The sequence below is a fragment of the Bradyrhizobium sp. WSM3983 genome (assembly GCF_000473045.1).
Classification (GTDB): Bacteria; Pseudomonadota; Alphaproteobacteria; order Rhizobiales; family Xanthobacteraceae; genus Bradyrhizobium.
In genome coordinates this window covers 156,731-170,724 of record NZ_AXAY01000016.1, presented here as the reverse complement: position 1 = coordinate 170,724, position 13,994 = coordinate 156,731, and the positions used below count along the sequence as shown (strand labels likewise).

Annotated in this window: 19 protein-coding genes and 1 pseudogene; 10 read left to right on the top strand and 10 right to left on the bottom strand. The window is 62.1% G+C overall.

Features of this window, described 5'->3' with window-relative positions:
* Window positions 1-26 precede the first annotated feature (26 nt).
* Window positions 27-386, top strand: a complete 360-nt coding sequence (locus YUA_RS44780) for a hypothetical protein (protein WP_027532892.1) — start codon at window positions 27-29, stop codon at window positions 384-386.
* Window positions 387-603: 217 nt separating this feature from the next.
* Here YUA_RS44780 and YUA_RS0123410 read toward each other — a convergent pair whose 3' ends face one another.
* Window positions 604-2,028 carry an undecaprenyl-phosphate glucose phosphotransferase gene (locus tag YUA_RS0123410; protein ID WP_027532891.1) on the bottom strand — a complete coding sequence of 475 codons (1,425 nt, stop codon included), beginning with the start codon at window positions 2,026-2,028 and terminating at the stop codon, window positions 604-606.
* Window positions 2,029-2,367: 339 nt separating this feature from the next.
* On the opposite strand from YUA_RS0123410, the gene YUA_RS0123405 reads away from it, so the two are divergent.
* On the top strand, window positions 2,368-2,646 hold the full coding sequence (locus tag YUA_RS0123405) for a hypothetical protein (protein WP_027532890.1): 279 nt from the start codon (window positions 2,368-2,370) through the stop codon (window positions 2,644-2,646).
* A 170-nt stretch (window positions 2,647-2,816) separates the two neighbouring features.
* On the top strand, window positions 2,817-3,551 hold the full coding sequence (locus YUA_RS0123400) for a metallophosphoesterase family protein (RefSeq protein WP_027532889.1): 735 nt from the start codon (window positions 2,817-2,819) through the stop codon (window positions 3,549-3,551).
* Window positions 3,552-3,578: 27 nt separating this feature from the next.
* Here the strand turns inward: YUA_RS0123400 and YUA_RS0123395 are convergent, their stop codons facing one another.
* The 3 genes from YUA_RS0123395 to rfbC form a co-directional block, all read right to left on the bottom strand.
* Entirely contained in the window at window positions 3,579-4,001 is a 423-nt protein-coding gene (locus YUA_RS0123395) for a hypothetical protein (RefSeq protein WP_027532888.1), read from the bottom strand.
* A 110-nt stretch (window positions 4,002-4,111) separates the two neighbouring features.
* Window positions 4,112-5,008 (bottom strand): dTDP-4-dehydrorhamnose reductase, encoded by an 897-nt coding sequence (rfbD, locus tag YUA_RS0123390; RefSeq protein ID WP_027532887.1) that lies wholly within the window; start codon window positions 5,006-5,008, stop codon window positions 4,112-4,114.
* A 1-nt stretch (window position 5,009) separates the two neighbouring features.
* Window positions 5,010-5,564, bottom strand: coding sequence for a dTDP-4-dehydrorhamnose 3,5-epimerase (rfbC, locus tag YUA_RS0123385; RefSeq protein WP_027532886.1), 555 nt, complete (start codon window positions 5,562-5,564; stop codon window positions 5,010-5,012).
* A gap of 84 nt (window positions 5,565-5,648) precedes the next feature.
* On the opposite strand from rfbC, the gene rfbA reads away from it, so the two are divergent.
* From rfbA to YUA_RS0123370, 3 genes are all read left to right on the top strand, one after another.
* Complete coding sequence (gene rfbA, locus YUA_RS0123380; protein WP_027532885.1) at window positions 5,649-6,530, top strand: glucose-1-phosphate thymidylyltransferase RfbA; 882 nt, start codon at window positions 5,649-5,651, stop codon at window positions 6,528-6,530.
* A gap of 12 nt (window positions 6,531-6,542) precedes the next feature.
* Window positions 6,543-7,607 carry a dTDP-glucose 4,6-dehydratase gene (rfbB, locus tag YUA_RS0123375; protein ID WP_027532884.1) on the top strand — a complete coding sequence of 355 codons (1,065 nt, stop codon included), beginning with the start codon at window positions 6,543-6,545 and terminating at the stop codon, window positions 7,605-7,607.
* 89 nt (window positions 7,608-7,696) lie between these two features.
* The gene (locus YUA_RS0123370) at window positions 7,697-7,903 is read left to right on the top strand and encodes a hypothetical protein (protein ID WP_035971684.1); all 207 of its coding nucleotides are present in this window, start codon (window positions 7,697-7,699) and stop codon (window positions 7,901-7,903) included.
* An 18-nt stretch (window positions 7,904-7,921) separates the two neighbouring features.
* Here YUA_RS0123370 and YUA_RS0123365 read toward each other — a convergent pair whose 3' ends face one another.
* The gene (locus tag YUA_RS0123365; protein ID WP_027532882.1) at window positions 7,922-8,191 is read right to left on the bottom strand and encodes a hypothetical protein; all 270 of its coding nucleotides are present in this window, start codon (window positions 8,189-8,191) and stop codon (window positions 7,922-7,924) included.
* Window positions 8,192-8,751: 560 nt separating this feature from the next.
* The gene (locus YUA_RS51160; protein WP_198029493.1) at window positions 8,752-8,907 is read right to left on the bottom strand and encodes a hypothetical protein; all 156 of its coding nucleotides are present in this window, start codon (window positions 8,905-8,907) and stop codon (window positions 8,752-8,754) included.
* Window positions 8,908-9,493: 586 nt separating this feature from the next.
* Between YUA_RS51160 and YUA_RS51155 the strand changes: the two genes are divergently transcribed.
* The 4 genes from YUA_RS51155 (at window position 9,494) to YUA_RS0123335 (ending at window position 11,034) form a co-directional block, all read left to right on the top strand.
* Window positions 9,494-9,667 carry a hypothetical protein gene (locus YUA_RS51155; protein WP_187437049.1) on the top strand — a complete coding sequence of 58 codons (174 nt, stop codon included), beginning with the start codon at window positions 9,494-9,496 and terminating at the stop codon, window positions 9,665-9,667.
* A gap of 216 nt (window positions 9,668-9,883) precedes the next feature.
* Window positions 9,884-10,135, top strand: a complete 252-nt coding sequence (locus YUA_RS0123350; RefSeq protein ID WP_027532881.1) for a hypothetical protein — start codon at window positions 9,884-9,886, stop codon at window positions 10,133-10,135.
* A gap of 16 nt (window positions 10,136-10,151) precedes the next feature.
* Complete coding sequence (locus YUA_RS0123345; protein ID WP_027532880.1) at window positions 10,152-10,382, top strand: hypothetical protein; 231 nt, start codon at window positions 10,152-10,154, stop codon at window positions 10,380-10,382.
* A gap of 286 nt (window positions 10,383-10,668) precedes the next feature.
* On the top strand, window positions 10,669-11,034 hold the full coding sequence (locus tag YUA_RS0123335) for a VanZ family protein (protein ID WP_027532878.1): 366 nt from the start codon (window positions 10,669-10,671) through the stop codon (window positions 11,032-11,034).
* 54 nt (window positions 11,035-11,088) lie between these two features.
* On the opposite strand, the pseudogene YUA_RS48560 reads toward YUA_RS0123335, so the two are convergent.
* The 4 genes and pseudogenes from YUA_RS48560 to YUA_RS0123315 form a co-directional block, all read right to left on the bottom strand.
* Window positions 11,089-11,202: pseudogene (locus YUA_RS48560) on the bottom strand (CHRD domain-containing protein); the annotation flags it as partial.
* A 57-nt stretch (window positions 11,203-11,259) separates the two neighbouring features.
* Window positions 11,260-11,544 (bottom strand): hypothetical protein, encoded by a 285-nt coding sequence (locus YUA_RS0123325; RefSeq protein ID WP_027532877.1) that lies wholly within the window; start codon window positions 11,542-11,544, stop codon window positions 11,260-11,262.
* 126 nt (window positions 11,545-11,670) lie between these two features.
* Window positions 11,671-12,117 carry a hypothetical protein gene (locus tag YUA_RS0123320; RefSeq protein WP_027532876.1) on the bottom strand — a complete coding sequence of 149 codons (447 nt, stop codon included), beginning with the start codon at window positions 12,115-12,117 and terminating at the stop codon, window positions 11,671-11,673.
* Between the two features lie 150 nt (window positions 12,118-12,267).
* Window positions 12,268-13,992 (bottom strand): hypothetical protein, encoded by a 1,725-nt coding sequence (locus YUA_RS0123315; protein ID WP_027532875.1) that lies wholly within the window; start codon window positions 13,990-13,992, stop codon window positions 12,268-12,270.
* Window positions 13,993-13,994 lie beyond the last annotated feature (2 nt).

The window sequence follows — 13,994 nt, the reverse complement described above, 5'->3', positions numbered from 1 at the left end:
GCTGGATTGCGCGCGGCGCCAATTGTTTGCTGGCGGCATCCGCCCTGGTGTGGGCGCTGTCGATCGTCCCCAACCTGTCAGATCCGACCGTTTCGCGCGTTGCCAGGCAAATCGCCGCCGGCGAGAGCTACGACGCGCCGTTGCTGAGACGCATCGTGGCGACGAACCTGCCCGCCGCTCAGCACACGTGCGAGCCCAAGGCCCTTCGGGAGCTGCTCGTCCTGCAATTGTCGGCCGCCGACATGACCGTCCGCGGCACCGACCTGACACAGGCGGATGCGGATATTGATGCCGTCCAGCGGATGAGCAGGATCCTGCTGGGATGCGCTCCGACCGAGTCGCTCGGATGGCTGGGGGCGTTGGCTAGCTCCGCCTTCTCGATCTGACCTGCGACGTGTCCGAACGGGAAAAAATGGCTTTCTGGTATCTCGTCCGGGACGCGGGAGAAAAGATCCAGCATCGGTGCTATCCGGCAGACGACCGTCCGCGCTACCTGATCGAAAACTAGCTCGCGAATCCCGGCTGCGCAGATCAGACGCCGGCCTGAGCGCCGCGGCTCGTTAGCTCATATCGGTGCAGCCCGACGAACAGAGCCTGCGCTGCTCAGTAGGCTTCCTGATGGATCAGCGCCAGAGCGGTCTTCAGGATGATCCTGATGTCCAGCCAGATGCTCCAATTGCTGACGTACCAGACATCGTACTCGACCCGCTTCTCCATCAGGTCGATGGTCGGCGTCTCGCCGCGGAAACCGTTGACCTGGGCCCAACCGGTCAGGCCCGGCTTCATATGGTGCCGGTACACGTAGTTGCTGATGAGCTGGTCGTAATAATTGTCATGCGCGAGCGCATGCGGCCGCGGACCGACCAGCGACATCTCGCCGCGCAGGACGTTCCAGAGCTGCGGCAATTCGTCGATGCTGGTCCGTCGCAACACGCGACCAACGCGCGTGACCCTCGCGTCGCTCTTTGTCGCTTGCGTGACGACGTGGCCGTTCTCCGCAACCGACATCGAGCGGAACTTCCAGATTTCGAACTGCTTGCCATTGAAGCCGCGGCGGGACTGCTTGAAGATCACATTGCCCCGAGAATCGAGCTTGATCATGATCGCGGCAGTCGCAAGCAGCGGTGCCAGCAGCAGCAGGGCAAACGAGGCGAGGCCGATATCGAGACAGCGCTTCTGCGCCCGCTCGAAAACGGTGAGCGGCGCACGCTGGATCTCGATGGCAACCGTGCCGCTGACCGGCTGGAACGGCCGGGAGACGAGATCGGCGATCGGAAAGTCCGGCAAAAGGCGGATCGGCTGGGGAACCACGCGCAGGTGTTGGCTCAGCTTCTGCAGCAGAGGCATCTCGTCCCAATCGATGACCAGGAGATATTCTTCGACATCAGCCGAGCGTGCCTGACGCACGACGTCGCGAATCTCGTAGTCCCACCCCGCACCGTCTGCTGACGGATCGAGGACGAAATGGCGCACGACATTGAAGCCGTGCTTGCGCAGATCCTTGAAACGGCTCGACGTGAAATCGAGCGGCTTCAGGCTGAGCAGCAGGACCTTCCGATCGACCAGGCGGCCTCTGGCGTAGCTTGAGTTCAGCGCAATGCGCCACAGCCCCCGAAGCCCGCCCAGGGCAACGCCGCCGGTCGCAGCAAACAGCAACGTGGTTCCGCGCGACAGATCGGCCGACGATTTGAGCAGGAACGCCTCGACCGCGAGAATGGTCAGCGAGACCGCCCAGATCGTCAGCGACCTGCGGAGCTGCCAGACAGTGCTCAGGAGACGATGATGATCGTAGATGCCCTGGAAGTACGAGATCATGACGAACACCGCGGCGACGACGAGACCCGCACCGACCGACGAATCCTGCTCGGCCACGAGCAGGCGATAAAAACCGCTGGCTGCGAAATAGCTGAGCAGGAGTGCGAGGAAGTCGCCCGCGATCAGAGCGATCTGGAGGGGACGTTGGAGAGCACCGCGACGGTTCGAGACAACCGAATAAAAGTTTTCCGAACCATAAGTTGCTACAGCCATCCGAACCTCGCTGCCTCGTCACGCACCTGCAACCGGGAAGCTGCAAGCAGTCGATAAATTTCCGATGCGCCATCGGCAATGTCTTAACCAAACAAAGCAACATTGCGGCACTGCAGCGAAAAAATCAAAACGTTCTTCTGCAATGCGGTGCCCGCATGCACGCGTGCTCAAAGTGCCGTCAGCCTGACATTCAACTGAGCATCGGGCCGCGTTTCGCATCAAATCGCTCTAATTTTACACATCATTGCGCGCGCCTTTGAACGGTTGTTCAACCCTGTTGCTTAAGCCGACCTTAGGTTGGCGCCATTAACACTCGTGGCAGTTCGGGGGAGTTGTGCCGTGAGTACCGTCGCCGTTTTTAGTCTGCTGATCGGATCATTGCTTGGAGGCCGATTCCGGATTTTCATCCTGCCTCCCACCATCGTTCTCGGTGCGGCAACGATCGGCGCGGTCTCTGCCTGGCAGGGACAGGGGCCGGCCCACACGGTCGTCACGATCCTGGTCTTTGCAACGGTGCTACAGCTCGGCTATGTCTGCGGCGCGATTCTGCTCCGCGCACGTGCGAGGGCGTATCGCAACGAAGCCGCATCGTCGTTCGACAGCCGCAGCTTCGGCTGAGCGGACCAAGCGCGGCGAATCGACGCCTCATCAAACCGCACGGGGTGATACGACAGCCGCACAAACCGGCGTTCACATGGCGTGGACGAAAAAAAGCCGCTCGTGCTGACTCGAAGTGGTCGATAGCATATTGACATCTCGGGCCAAGCTCTCTCCAAGGGTTGAACCCCATGGTCACGACCCCGACTCAGAACTCGCCCCGGCCGAAACTGCCGAACGGCGTGCGGATCTACGCACTCAGCGACATCCACGGCTGCGCGCATCTGCTCGAACAGATGTTCGCCGTCATCGATGCGGACATGGCGAACAGCCGACCCTATCGCGCGATCGAGGTGTTTCTCGGCGACTACATCGATCGCGGACCGGACTCGCGTCACACACTCGATCTCCTGATCGACCGCAGCCGTCGCCGCAACACGGTTTTTCTCAAGGGCAACCACGAGGCCTATTTCACCTCGGTGCTGGATGATCCCTCGCGCACCGCCGACTGGTTTCGGTTCGGCGGCCTCCAGACCCTGATGTCCTATGGAATCTCGGCGACGCCCGATCTCAGCAAGGACGAACAGTCCGATCTCGTGCGCGAGCTCACCTCCATCATGCCGCCGCAACACATCGCGTTCCTGCGCCAGTTGCGGCCGACATTCACATGCGGCGACTTCTTCTTCGTGCATGCCGGCGTTCGCCCGGGAATTCCCCTGTCCGAACAGCGCGAGCAGGATCTGCTGTGGATCAGGGACGAATTTCTCCAGAGCAAGAAGCGTTTCGGCAAATACGTCGTGCACGGTCATACGCCGGTGCGCCAGGCCGAGCTGCTCGAGAACCGGGCCAATATCGACACCGGAGCGTATGCGACCGGCAACCTGACCCTGCTGTCGATTCAGGGCAACAGCATGCTCGCGATCTAGCTCCGCGCCTGCGCGCGGCGCGGAGCGTCAATTGGTCGGGGTTGCCGGCGTCCGGTATTCCGGGAACCGGCTGAGCATCGCGGCCTTCAGGAATTTGAAATGGGCGATCGAGGCGCTGAGCTCCTTGAGCCTGCGCTGGCCGTTCAGGATTTCCTTGTCGAACAGATCCTGATGGTGATTGTCGAGCGCCTCGCGCTCGAGATATTCGTCATCGCCATTGCCGATGGTCACCGCCGCGCGCGCCAGCACGTCCTCGACCCGGTGGTTCAGCCCCGATTGCTCGCGCTCTGCCGCGTGCAGCGCATCCTCGATTGCGACCATGATGGCTTCGACGCGCCTGCGATCAGTGTCGGCGTCGCGCTCGGGCGAGCGGGCACGGAACGTCTGCTCTCCGCCAAAGCGGTCTTTCAGGAAATTGTGAGTGCGGGCCCGCAAGAAGAGCTGAAACATGCGTGCACTTTCCGGTTCGAGGCGCCAAACCGGAAAATGGGCCCTGGATGGTTAACAAAGTTTAAAGGCCGCAGAACGTTGTGCTCCGCTGCGGCCCTGTGAACCGGCGGTCAGATCGTCGCCTTGAGGGCATCCAGTTCGCGATCGAGCGCCTGCTGCCAGTTCAGCGGCGTAATGCCGAACTGCTCGCGCAGCCGCGTGAGATCAAGGCGAGAATTGGAGGGCCGCTTCGCCTTGACCGGAAATTCGTCCGAGCGGATTGGAACGATTTCCTTCACGGCGAATTTAGCGCCCCTCGATTGCAGCCCGGCAACGATCGCGGTCGCAAAACCGTGCCAGCTGGTCTCGCCCGTGCAGACCAGATTGACGACGCCGCCTCGCTGCTCGAACGTCTTGCGAAGGTCGTCGTCGCTCCGCGGTAGCATTGCAACCACCGCCTGCGAAATCGTTTCGGCTGTCGTTGGCGCGCCGATCTGGTCACCGACGATCCGCAACTGCTCGCGCTCGCCGGCGAGCCGCACGATCGTTTTGAGAAAATTCGCACCGGTTGCAGCGTACACCCAGGACGTGCGCGCGATCACATGCAGGGCCCCCGCCTCGGCAATGGCCTGGTCGCCGGCGAGCTTGCTTTGGCCGTATACCGAGAGCGGCGCCGGCGTGCTGTCCTCGCGCCAGGCACGATCGCCGGAGCCGTCGAAGACATAGTCCGTCGAAAAGTGCACCAGCGGCACGCCGCGCGGCGCGGCCCATTGGGCGATTGCCTTGGGAGATTCCGCGTTGATGCGAAACGCGAGCTCTCGCTCGTCTTCCGCACGATCGACAGCGGTATAGGCCGCGGGATTGATGATCAGATCCGGCTTGATCGAATCCAGCTTGCCGGCAAGCTCGTCCGGCCGCGACAGGTCGAACTCTTCGAGCGCCGGCGCAACGATATCGGCCCGTCCCTGAAGCAGCGGAAGCAGCGCTCCGCCCACCTGCCCCGCAGTGCCTGTCAGAAGGATCTTCATGTCAGATCTCCCCGTAACGCGGGAGATTCTTCAGATCCGCGAGCAAGGGCGCATCGGCATCCTTGGGCGACAGCGAGGGATCTGCGAGGCCCCAGTCGATACCGATCGCCGGGTCGTTCCATCGAACCGAAATCTCGTCCTTCGGGCTGTACAGCGCGTCGCATTTGTAGAAGAAATCGGCCGTCTCAGACAGAACGGCGAAGCCATGCGCGAAGCCGCGGGGAACCCACAATTGCCGCCGGTTGTCCTCACTCAACTCGACAGCAACATGACGCCCAAAATTTGGGCTACCGACGCGGACATCGACGGCAACATCCAGCACCCGGCCGCGGAGCGCCGAGACAAGCTTGCCCTGCGGGCCCGGATTTTGTAGGTGCAGCCCACGCAAGACTCCATGACGCGAGCGTGACAGATTGTCTTGAACGAACGGCTGCGCAACCCCGCTCTGCACGTAGCGCTCGAATTGGTAAGTCTCCAAGAAAAAGCCGCGTTGATCGCCGAATAGCTTCGGCTCGATGATCAGAACCTCGGGCAGATCTGTCTTGATAACATTCATTCAGCGACTTCCGCTCCGCACATACAACAATCTTGTGCAGCGCACACTATCTGATATTTTCGAATTGGTAAACCAGAGGGACCTATGAAGGGAATTATACTCGCTGGCGGAACAGGCTCGCGCCTCTATCCCGTCACGACAGTGGTGTCGAAGCAGCTGCTTCCGGTTTTCGACAAACCGATGATCTACTATCCGCTATCGACATTGATGCTCGCTGGAATTCGCGACATTCTCATCATCTCGACGCCGCAGGACAAGCCGCTGTTCCAGCGCTTGCTCGGCGATGGATCGGAGATCGGCGTCAACTTCTCTTACGCGAGCCAGGAAACCCCGCGCGGACTCGCAGACGCGTTCATCGTCGGCCGCGAATTCGTGGGATCGGATTCCGTCGCCCTGGTTCTCGGTGACAATATCTTCTACGGCCACGGGCTTCCGGAAATGCTCGCCAGGGCCGGAACGCGCAAGAGCGGCGCCACGATCTTCGGATACGTCGTCAACTCGCCCGAGCAATACGGCGTGGTCGAGCTCGATAGTGACGGACGTGCGCGCTCGATCGAAGAGAAGCCCAAGCAGCCGAAGTCGAATGTGGCCGTGACCGGCCTCTATTTCTACGACAACAGCGTGGTCGACATCGCTGCGGGGATCAAGCCTTCGGCGCGGGGCGAGATCGAGATCACCGACGTGAACAACGCCTACCTCGCGCGTGGCGACCTGTTCGTCGAGGTGCTCGGGCGCGGGTTTGCCTGGCTCGACACCGGCACGCACGCCTCGCTGGTCGAAGCCAGCCATTTCGTTCAGATCCTGGAACAGCGCCAGGGCTTGCGCATCGCCTGCCCCGAGGAAATTGCGTTGCGGGGCGGTTACATTTCTCTCGAAGCCTTCAAGAAGGTCGCAGAGAGGACCGCCAAGAGCAGCTACGGCGAGTATCTGCAATCGGTGGCCCGTTCCTTCGCCGCTCAAGACTGAGGCAGATCACCCATGCGTTTCGACGGCTCCACGATTTTCGTCACGGGCGGTGCGGGTTTCATCGGCTCCGCAGTCGTCCGTCATCTTCTCCGCGACACGCACGCGCGCGTCGTCAACATCGACAAACTGACTTATGCGGCCAACCTCGAGTCGATCCCCGACGCCGAAGCAAACCCGCGTTATGCATTCGAGAAGCAGTGCATTTGCGAGGCCGCCTCGCTTCGCAAGCTGTTCGAGAAGTACGAGCCCGTCGCGGTGATGAATCTGGCGGCCGAGAGCCATGTCGATCGTTCGATCGACGGCCCCGGCGAATTCATCCAGACCAACATCGTCGGCACCTTCACGCTGCTGCAGGAGGCGCTGCGATACTGGAGAACCCTGAGCCCGGATCGCCGCTCACAATTCCGCTTCCTTCACATCTCCACCGACGAGGTGTTCGGGTCGCTCGGCAAGGACGGCTATTTCACGGAGACCACGTCCTATTCGCCCAACTCGCCCTACTCGGCGAGCAAGGCATCGTCCGACCATCTGGTCCGCGCCTGGCGCGAGACCTACGACCTTCCGACGATGGTGACGAACTGCTCGAACAATTACGGGCCTTATCACTTTCCCGAGAAGCTCATCCCCCACATCATTATCAAGGGGCTCGCCGGCGAGCCGCTTCCGGTCTACGGCGACGGACAGAATATCCGCGACTGGCTCTACGTCGAGGATCACGCCAAGGCGCTCACGCTCGTGCTCGAGCGCGGTGCGGTCGGCGAGACGTACAATGTCGGCGGCCGAAACGAGCGTACCAATTTGCACGTCGTGGAAGGCATTTGCGACCTGCTCGACGAAATGTCGCCGCGCACGGCGAGCTCCCGGCGCGGCCTTATTTCGTTCGTCGCCGACCGTCCCGGTCACGATCGTCGCTACGCGATCGATGCTTCGAAGCTCGAGCGCGAGCTCGGATGGCGCGCTGACGAGAATTTCGAGAGCGGCCTGACCAAGACAGTTCGTTGGTTCTTCGACAACCGCAACTGGTGGCAGACCATTCTCGATCGCGGCTATCAGCAGAAGCGCATCGGCCTCGGCTAGCGGATCGACTACCCCTTCGTGGCAGCTGCCGTCCCACAAGATGTGACGGCAGGCTGACCGCGTCGATCTGCGAGAGGGACTCACAGAGGATGAACGAATCCTACTTCGTCTGGATTCGCGGCCTGGATGGTCGTCCGAAGCCACAGATCTGGGACGCGGACCAGTTTTCCGGCCCTGAGTGGAAGTTCAGGCACGTCATGGCACGACATGCTCTGGACCCAAGAGTGCGCGGGATGGGGCTGGACCGCCTCGCTAAGCTTTTCCCCGCGCCGCCTTTCCCGGACGAGTTGGCCTGAGATTCTGCCCTGTAGGATCTAGAGGTAAGGCCGATCGACGCGGCTCTGCGCCATCCAGACCTTCCATGCATCTTCATGCTTGGCATATAGCTCCAGCCAGCGCTGCTCGCCGGGCGCGGGCCGAGAACTCCGCTCGATCCGGATTGCTTCGGTTCGACCGCCGTTCGGCTCGCTGTCGAGCCGCTCGAACTCAAAGGTCTCCTCGGGCGTAAGACCGATCAGAACGCGCCTGCCGACCGCATCGACAAAATATCGCCGCGGCGCATTGTTGTTCCTGAAGCTTGTCATGGCGCACCTCTTTCGCGATCCACGGGTCGTTCAGACCAACAGGACAACGCCTGCAAGTCCGAACGACCAAGGCCAAATTGCCGGACCATCCGTGTCGGCTTCCCAAATTCAATCACGCACGCAAGGACCATCAGGTCCTCCAAGAAACGTGCGCACCTTAATAAGGGCATGCGTGGGGAACAATATCGGGCACGGCCTAACCTGCCTCGTATGGTTACCTTCGCGCGGTGTGGTTTCGGCTGAATCCACTCAGAACGCACGGCGCGCCCTGGCAAACGACACGTGCTGGCGCCCCCAGGCAGCATGGACCCGTCGCTGTTCCCTGTGCGCCCGCCACGCGCGCATCGCGTAACCGATGCAGAAGCCGACGAAGATCGAAATCAAAATCGAAACCCAACTCATCCGAAGGTCTCTCTGTTTGGCCGCCGTCCGTCGGCTTCATTCGGGATTCGGAGATTCTCATCTTCGAGTTGTGTCGAGATCGTGATGGCGGGCGCTGATTTTATCGTCACTGGCGGGAATTTTTGGGCAGCAGCGTGCTTGCTTCCTGGCCGTCCGCATCAACCAGCCAGCCAGAAGAAGAATTTCACTGACAGCAGAATGATGAAATAGGCCCACCCCGCCATTGCGATCAGCGCAATGCCGAGGAACGCGCCCTCGAATGCCCGCTCTCTCATCTTCGCTAGAGGCTTGGCAGATAGCGTTTTTTGAAGCATCTCGATCTTCTTCTTATTCGTATCGCTCGCACGATCATAGCCGAACGAATTCGACGATCTCGTGACAGATGCAGACGAGAGTCGGCTGATGCGCGCGCGGACTCATTCACGACATCGATCTTCAACGAATCTTGAATCGATTCAGCGTCCAGCATCGAGTGAGGAACATTTTTTTCGATGGCGCGCCAGGGTGGGGTTTGATCTCTTCGAGAGTTTGCAACTTTCACGCGAGAACGTCCGACCGCATGCGAAAATTTCGCAAACGGTCTTGCGGGGGAGCGAACCGGCGCGGAGGCAACCGGACGTGGTGGCGGGGCGTCAGGCCGGATGGCTGAGACCATCGCTGATCGGCGCGAGACAAGGAAAACCCCGGAGTTGTACGGAGCGTCAGGCGCCGATTTCCTCGCGGTAAGGTTGAGGGGTTAGCTTAATCCCCGTTGTTTGTTGCGAAGTCTCACCGATCGCATATCCATCTTCGCACCGGGCTTTCCCCAAGAGCCCGGCCCCACCCAAGCAAAGCCGTCGAGCGACATGGGTCCGCTTGGCGGCTTTGTTGTTGTGTCGATGCAAGAGGATCATTTCGGTTATGGCGAGGAAGCCCTGGTCGTTCAAGGAAGACCGCCGGCTCATGGAGCTGGCCAAGTCTTCGACGTCGCTGGAGGAGGCGGCGAAGCAGCTCGGACGATCGCCCGACGCGATCAAGCGCATGGCCTTGCGTCTCGGCCTGGCGCTCAAGTCAAAGGCCGCAAAGAAGAGCTAGCCGGCGTACGCGACAATTCGTGGACGTGGACGTCTTTCAGCACCTGGTGACGGACGCCGCAAAACGCCGCATTCCAGACGCTTCGGCGCTCTCGATCTCTCCACGCGCGGATGTTAGACTAGGGAACAATGACGACTGAAGACCGTCTTTTTCTCACGGAGAACGGCCGCTCGACGACCTCGGTATCCGCTCGATAGTCTGTTGGAGGATCGCACCATGTTGTCCCGTGCATTCGCCGTCACTTTGCTTCTGGCTCTGCCGTCCGTGGCATCGGCGCAGGTTCCGGTGGCCTTCGGATTTCCGAAGGGAGCACCTTGGTGTGCGTTTGGCTTCGATTGCCGATTCCTGAACTTCCATGAATGCGCGGACCGGATCTATGACCCCGCGCGCAACTGCGTCAAGAATCCCTACTTCGCGGCCCGCTACCCGACCAATGTCGACCAGGGCTGGTCCTACAATCGGCGTTGAACGCCGCGCCGCTCGAATGGCAACGTCCTGCCCTCGGGCGGCTGGCCTCCGTGTCGAGCAGTTCGGCGGCGGTGCGCTCGGCGTGCTCAGGGACATCGGCAACAACAAGGCACTGGTCGCCATTCTCGGCATCAATTCCAGCCTGTTCGACATCATGCCAGCCGAGCTGCGCGCCCATGGCGAAGTGCTGCTTGCGCTCAAGAACGGCGCGCAGATCGTGGAGATGCTGGTGGCGCTCGCGCACTGATCTCGTGCGGCGTCGAGGAAGGTCAGGGCTATCTCGTCGCCGCGCCCCTGCCCATTGCAAAATTCAGCGAATTGATGGCGTCGCGGCGTGCGGCGACCGCAGCTCCGGCCCGCGACGCTGCACTGGTGGCCTGACCGCGCGCGGCTGGCCCGAATTCGAACAGTTGCCAGCTGAACATGTCCCGGTGCGAACCACCAGTCATGAGCATGCCATCAACGATGCGCTCCCCTTAACGATGTTCTCCGCTTTTGAGAGCCGCACGCCGGTCGACCGGCTATGATGCTGCATGCGCCGAAATCATCTCATCGCAGCTGCGGCCATCTGCCTTGCGCTGATCGTCTATGCCACGCTGGCTACGCTTGCGGGCAGGCCGGTGCTGATGGGCCATGCGGAGGCCTATTGGGTCGTCGTCATCGAGCGCTTCAGCGCCTATTGCCTGCTGGGCTTCCTGCTGTCCTTCCTGCTGCCGGGACGCTTCAGGCTGGCTTGCGCATTCGTGATCGCCGTCGCCGTCGGGCTCGAGATGTTGCAGGCGATGGTGCCCGACCGCGATCCGCAGTTCATCGACGTGCTGCAAAAGGCCGCCGGCGGCACCGTCGGCGTCATCCTCGCCCAGACCATTCTGGCTTTCCTGCCGAGACCGCCGTCCTGACGCGAGCGGCGTCGGATCACATCGCGGGCACGATGTGCAGCGCGGTCCAACAGACTATTTTGCCATCTGCCCGCGCAACTCGCCGCCTGGATTGGCCGCGGTATGGATGTTCGCATACCATTTGCCGGCCAAGAGGTCGGCGGCCTGCGTCGCGGTGAGGGTCGCGGTCCGGCTGGATGATTATGCCTGATTCGAACGGAGCCGATTGCTGCCGGAGCGGCGGACTTACGCCACCCCGCGCCTGACGCTGTCGCGATCAGAGCTGACGCCGCCGGACATCAGCCGGTGGGTTTCGCGCAGTGCCGTGATCGCGTCATCGAGGCCGAATTCGCCTTCGCGAATGATCTCGAAGAACCGGGCCATGAGAGCGACGTCCAGCTTGACGCGGGTGTTTCCATCGCGGCTCTTGCGGCGATCGAGCGACAGGTGCAGCGCCTGCACCCTGGCCTCGGCGGCAGTACAGCCGCTGAGTGTCGCGAGTTCGTCATAAGTCATCCAGATCTGAGGCATATCCCTGTCCGCCTTTTGTTATGGGCCTCAACCTAGATCTCAGATCTAAAAGCACTCTTGCCGCGGTGCCGTCTTCACGTGCTTTCGCGACAACAGCGTCAACGCAAAGCTAAGGCGCGGAATGCATCAGGATGCGGGAGGCCTGGAGGGTGTGAACGGAGACCGTGGCCGCGACCGGCTGTGGAGCCCCTTGGGCAGTTTGTCGGGATTGAGCTTGAGGACTGCGCATTTGGCGTCGGCTGGCAGCGCTTCTTCCTGGCTGTAGATCGGCGTGCACTCGAACCTGACCTCGGGCGCCTCTCGCGCGGTGCCCGAGCACGTCGCCATGGCGCCGCTGCATAGGCCGGTCAGATTGACCTCGACCTCATCAGGACCAAACACGCTCGGATTTCCCTCAGTATGGCGCTTCACGGTCAGGAGGGCCGTAAAACGTTGCTGATCGACCTGGTAGGAGCCGCCATAGGTGAAGAAGCTGTCGCGGCCCGAGATCCGCCCCTCGACCAATTCGACAAGGCCTGTGCCCTGGCCACGCGGGGTTCTGAACCAGGCAGCGTATTTGCCGTCTCTGAGCATGAAAATCATCCGTCGTAATATTCAAACGTATTTGCTACCAACTGTGGGGCGCGACAATGACCGATACGGCGCGTATTCCGCCACGGTTAACGCCCTGCAAAACCAATTCGTCAAATTGCCGGCGCCGCATGCGCGACGCCGGCCGCAAACTCAAAACAATTCGATGCCGTCATCAGCAGCCTCGACCGTCTCAATCCGGCGGGCGGCGGCGGCGCTCGACGACAGCCCGAGGGCTTGCAAAAATTCCCGGTGGACGTCGCGCTCGCGCTCCATCGTGTAGCGCGCGAAGAGATCGTCGAGCATCGCCTCGTCGTGCGGCTGCGGCCGCTGCGTGCCTGCGCTTGCGGTCTCCAGGCGCGCAGCGACAGTCGGCAACGTCGCGGAGCTCTCGCCGAGCGAGCTCATCAGGCCTTGCGCCGAATTCATCAGGCCTTCGAACTCGGCACCTTCGTCGACGAGCCGGCGCATCAGCTTGCCGAGCCGTTCGTTGCCGGCTTCGACCTCGCGCAGCGCCTGGAGGATCTGCGGCTCTAGATTGGCGAGCTGGGTCGGATCGCCCTGGACGCGGAGCTCCCTCAATTCGTTGGCGGAGCGCTCGATGCCGTCGAGGACGGGCCGCAAGCGACCGGCGCCGGCCGAGACCAGGTCGGCGGTCGCCTTGAGCTCGTTGGCGATCACGACGAAGGCGCTGCCGCGGCTGCCGAGATGGCTCGCCTTGAGACCCGCGTTCATGCCGATCAGCGTGATATCGACCGTGGCCTCGGCAAGGCCCGCAATGGCCTGGCGGAATTTAGATAGCGTATCCTCGACAACCGCCAGCGCCTCGTCGACCGAGCGACCGGCGCTCTCGCAAGTGCCGATCAGGGTCGAAGCCTGTGCCAGCGTCTGCTTGATACGGGTCAGGAACGACGAGGAAGAGCCGCTCTCGCCACCGAACAGCGAGCCGCCATGACCGACGACGCCGCTTGCGTCATTCAGGATCGCCGACAGCGCGCCGATGATCTGGCCGATGTCGCCGCCGAACTCGCGCTGGGCGTCCCTGAGCTGGGCCGCCTGCAACTTTCTGATCGCATGCGCGCCGTCATCGCTTGCGACCGGCTGCGGGACGAGGCTCGGCGCGGAGTCGGACGAGAGGCGCAAGCCGTGGCAGATATGTTCGAGGCGCTGCCGCGTGCTGTCGCCGGCCTGCAGGGAAATGATCGCGCCACCGACCGCCTCGGCGATCTTCCGCGTGCTGCCGCTGGCGAGATCGGCGAGATGGCTGCTCTTGCTGCGCTGATCGCGCAGGCCGGAATAGGCTGCACCGAGTTCGGCGCTTTCCGCGACCAGCTGATCGCCGTAGCTTCTCTCGAACTCCTTCTGCCGGCCGGATGCGGTGGCGACCGCCTCCGACAGACGCTGCTGGTCCCGCGCGCAGCCCTCGATCGAGCCCTGCACGGCCCTGCCGAGATCGTAGGCCTCCTGCGTGAAGGCAAGAAAGCCCTCACGGTCGCCATCGAGCGACGCCGCCTCGATCCGCGCGCTACGCGCGATGATGGTGATCATCTGGATATGCTTGAACAGCGGCTTCAGCAGCGCGGACGCCTCGGTCGTGCTCTTGCCGATCATCGCCAGCAAGGCGCTCTCGGCCGGCAAAGCCCGTGCCAGCTCGCTCAGCCGCGCCGCGATCTCCTGCAGCGCAGTCGCGGCGCCCTCGATCTCGGCGCCGGAGAGCTCTCCGGAGAGGGACGCAAGACCCTGATTCAGCTCCTTGAAGACGATGTGGCCACGACCGAGCTCGTGGCCGACGCGCGCGAACACGTCCTCGATGCGCGACGAGACGTCCTCGACGGCGGCGATTGCATCAGTCAGCGTGCTGGCCGGAAGTACAGACATCG

What these genes read in the sequence shown, in the direction of transcription:
- YUA_RS0123410 (WP_027532891.1), bottom strand. Translation starts at nt 2,028, where the DNA reads ATGGCTGTAGCAACTTATGGTTCGGAAAACTTTTATTCGGTTGTCTCG.
- YUA_RS0123400 (WP_027532889.1), top strand. Translation starts at nt 2,817, where the DNA reads ATGGTCACGACCCCGACTCAGAACTCGCCCCGGCCGAAACTGCCGAAC.
- YUA_RS0123395 (WP_027532888.1), bottom strand. Translation starts at nt 4,001, where the DNA reads ATGTTTCAGCTCTTCTTGCGGGCCCGCACTCACAATTTCCTGAAAGAC.
- rfbD (WP_027532887.1), bottom strand. Translation starts at nt 5,008, where the DNA reads ATGAAGATCCTTCTGACAGGCACTGCGGGGCAGGTGGGCGGAGCGCTG.
- rfbC (WP_027532886.1), bottom strand. Translation starts at nt 5,564, where the DNA reads ATGAATGTTATCAAGACAGATCTGCCCGAGGTTCTGATCATCGAGCCG.
- rfbA (WP_027532885.1), top strand. Translation starts at nt 5,649, where the DNA reads ATGAAGGGAATTATACTCGCTGGCGGAACAGGCTCGCGCCTCTATCCC.
- rfbB (WP_027532884.1), top strand. Translation starts at nt 6,543, where the DNA reads ATGCGTTTCGACGGCTCCACGATTTTCGTCACGGGCGGTGCGGGTTTC.
- YUA_RS0123370 (WP_035971684.1), top strand. Translation starts at nt 7,697, where the DNA reads ATGAACGAATCCTACTTCGTCTGGATTCGCGGCCTGGATGGTCGTCCG.
- YUA_RS0123365 (WP_027532882.1), bottom strand. Translation starts at nt 8,191, where the DNA reads ATGACAAGCTTCAGGAACAACAATGCGCCGCGGCGATATTTTGTCGAT.
- YUA_RS51160 (WP_198029493.1), bottom strand. Translation starts at nt 8,907, where the DNA reads ATGCTTCAAAAAACGCTATCTGCCAAGCCTCTAGCGAAGATGAGAGAG.
- YUA_RS51155 (WP_187437049.1), top strand. Translation starts at nt 9,494, where the DNA reads ATGGCGAGGAAGCCCTGGTCGTTCAAGGAAGACCGCCGGCTCATGGAG.
- YUA_RS0123350 (WP_027532881.1), top strand. Translation starts at nt 9,884, where the DNA reads ATGTTGTCCCGTGCATTCGCCGTCACTTTGCTTCTGGCTCTGCCGTCC.
- YUA_RS0123345 (WP_027532880.1), top strand. Translation starts at nt 10,152, where the DNA reads ATGGCAACGTCCTGCCCTCGGGCGGCTGGCCTCCGTGTCGAGCAGTTC.
- YUA_RS0123335 (WP_027532878.1), top strand. Translation starts at nt 10,669, where the DNA reads ATGCGCCGAAATCATCTCATCGCAGCTGCGGCCATCTGCCTTGCGCTG.
- YUA_RS0123325 (WP_027532877.1), bottom strand. Translation starts at nt 11,544, where the DNA reads ATGCCTCAGATCTGGATGACTTATGACGAACTCGCGACACTCAGCGGC.
- YUA_RS0123320 (WP_027532876.1), bottom strand. Translation starts at nt 12,117, where the DNA reads ATGCTCAGAGACGGCAAATACGCTGCCTGGTTCAGAACCCCGCGTGGC.
- YUA_RS0123315 (WP_027532875.1), bottom strand. Translation starts at nt 13,992, where the DNA reads ATGTCTGTACTTCCGGCCAGCACGCTGACTGATGCAATCGCCGCCGTC.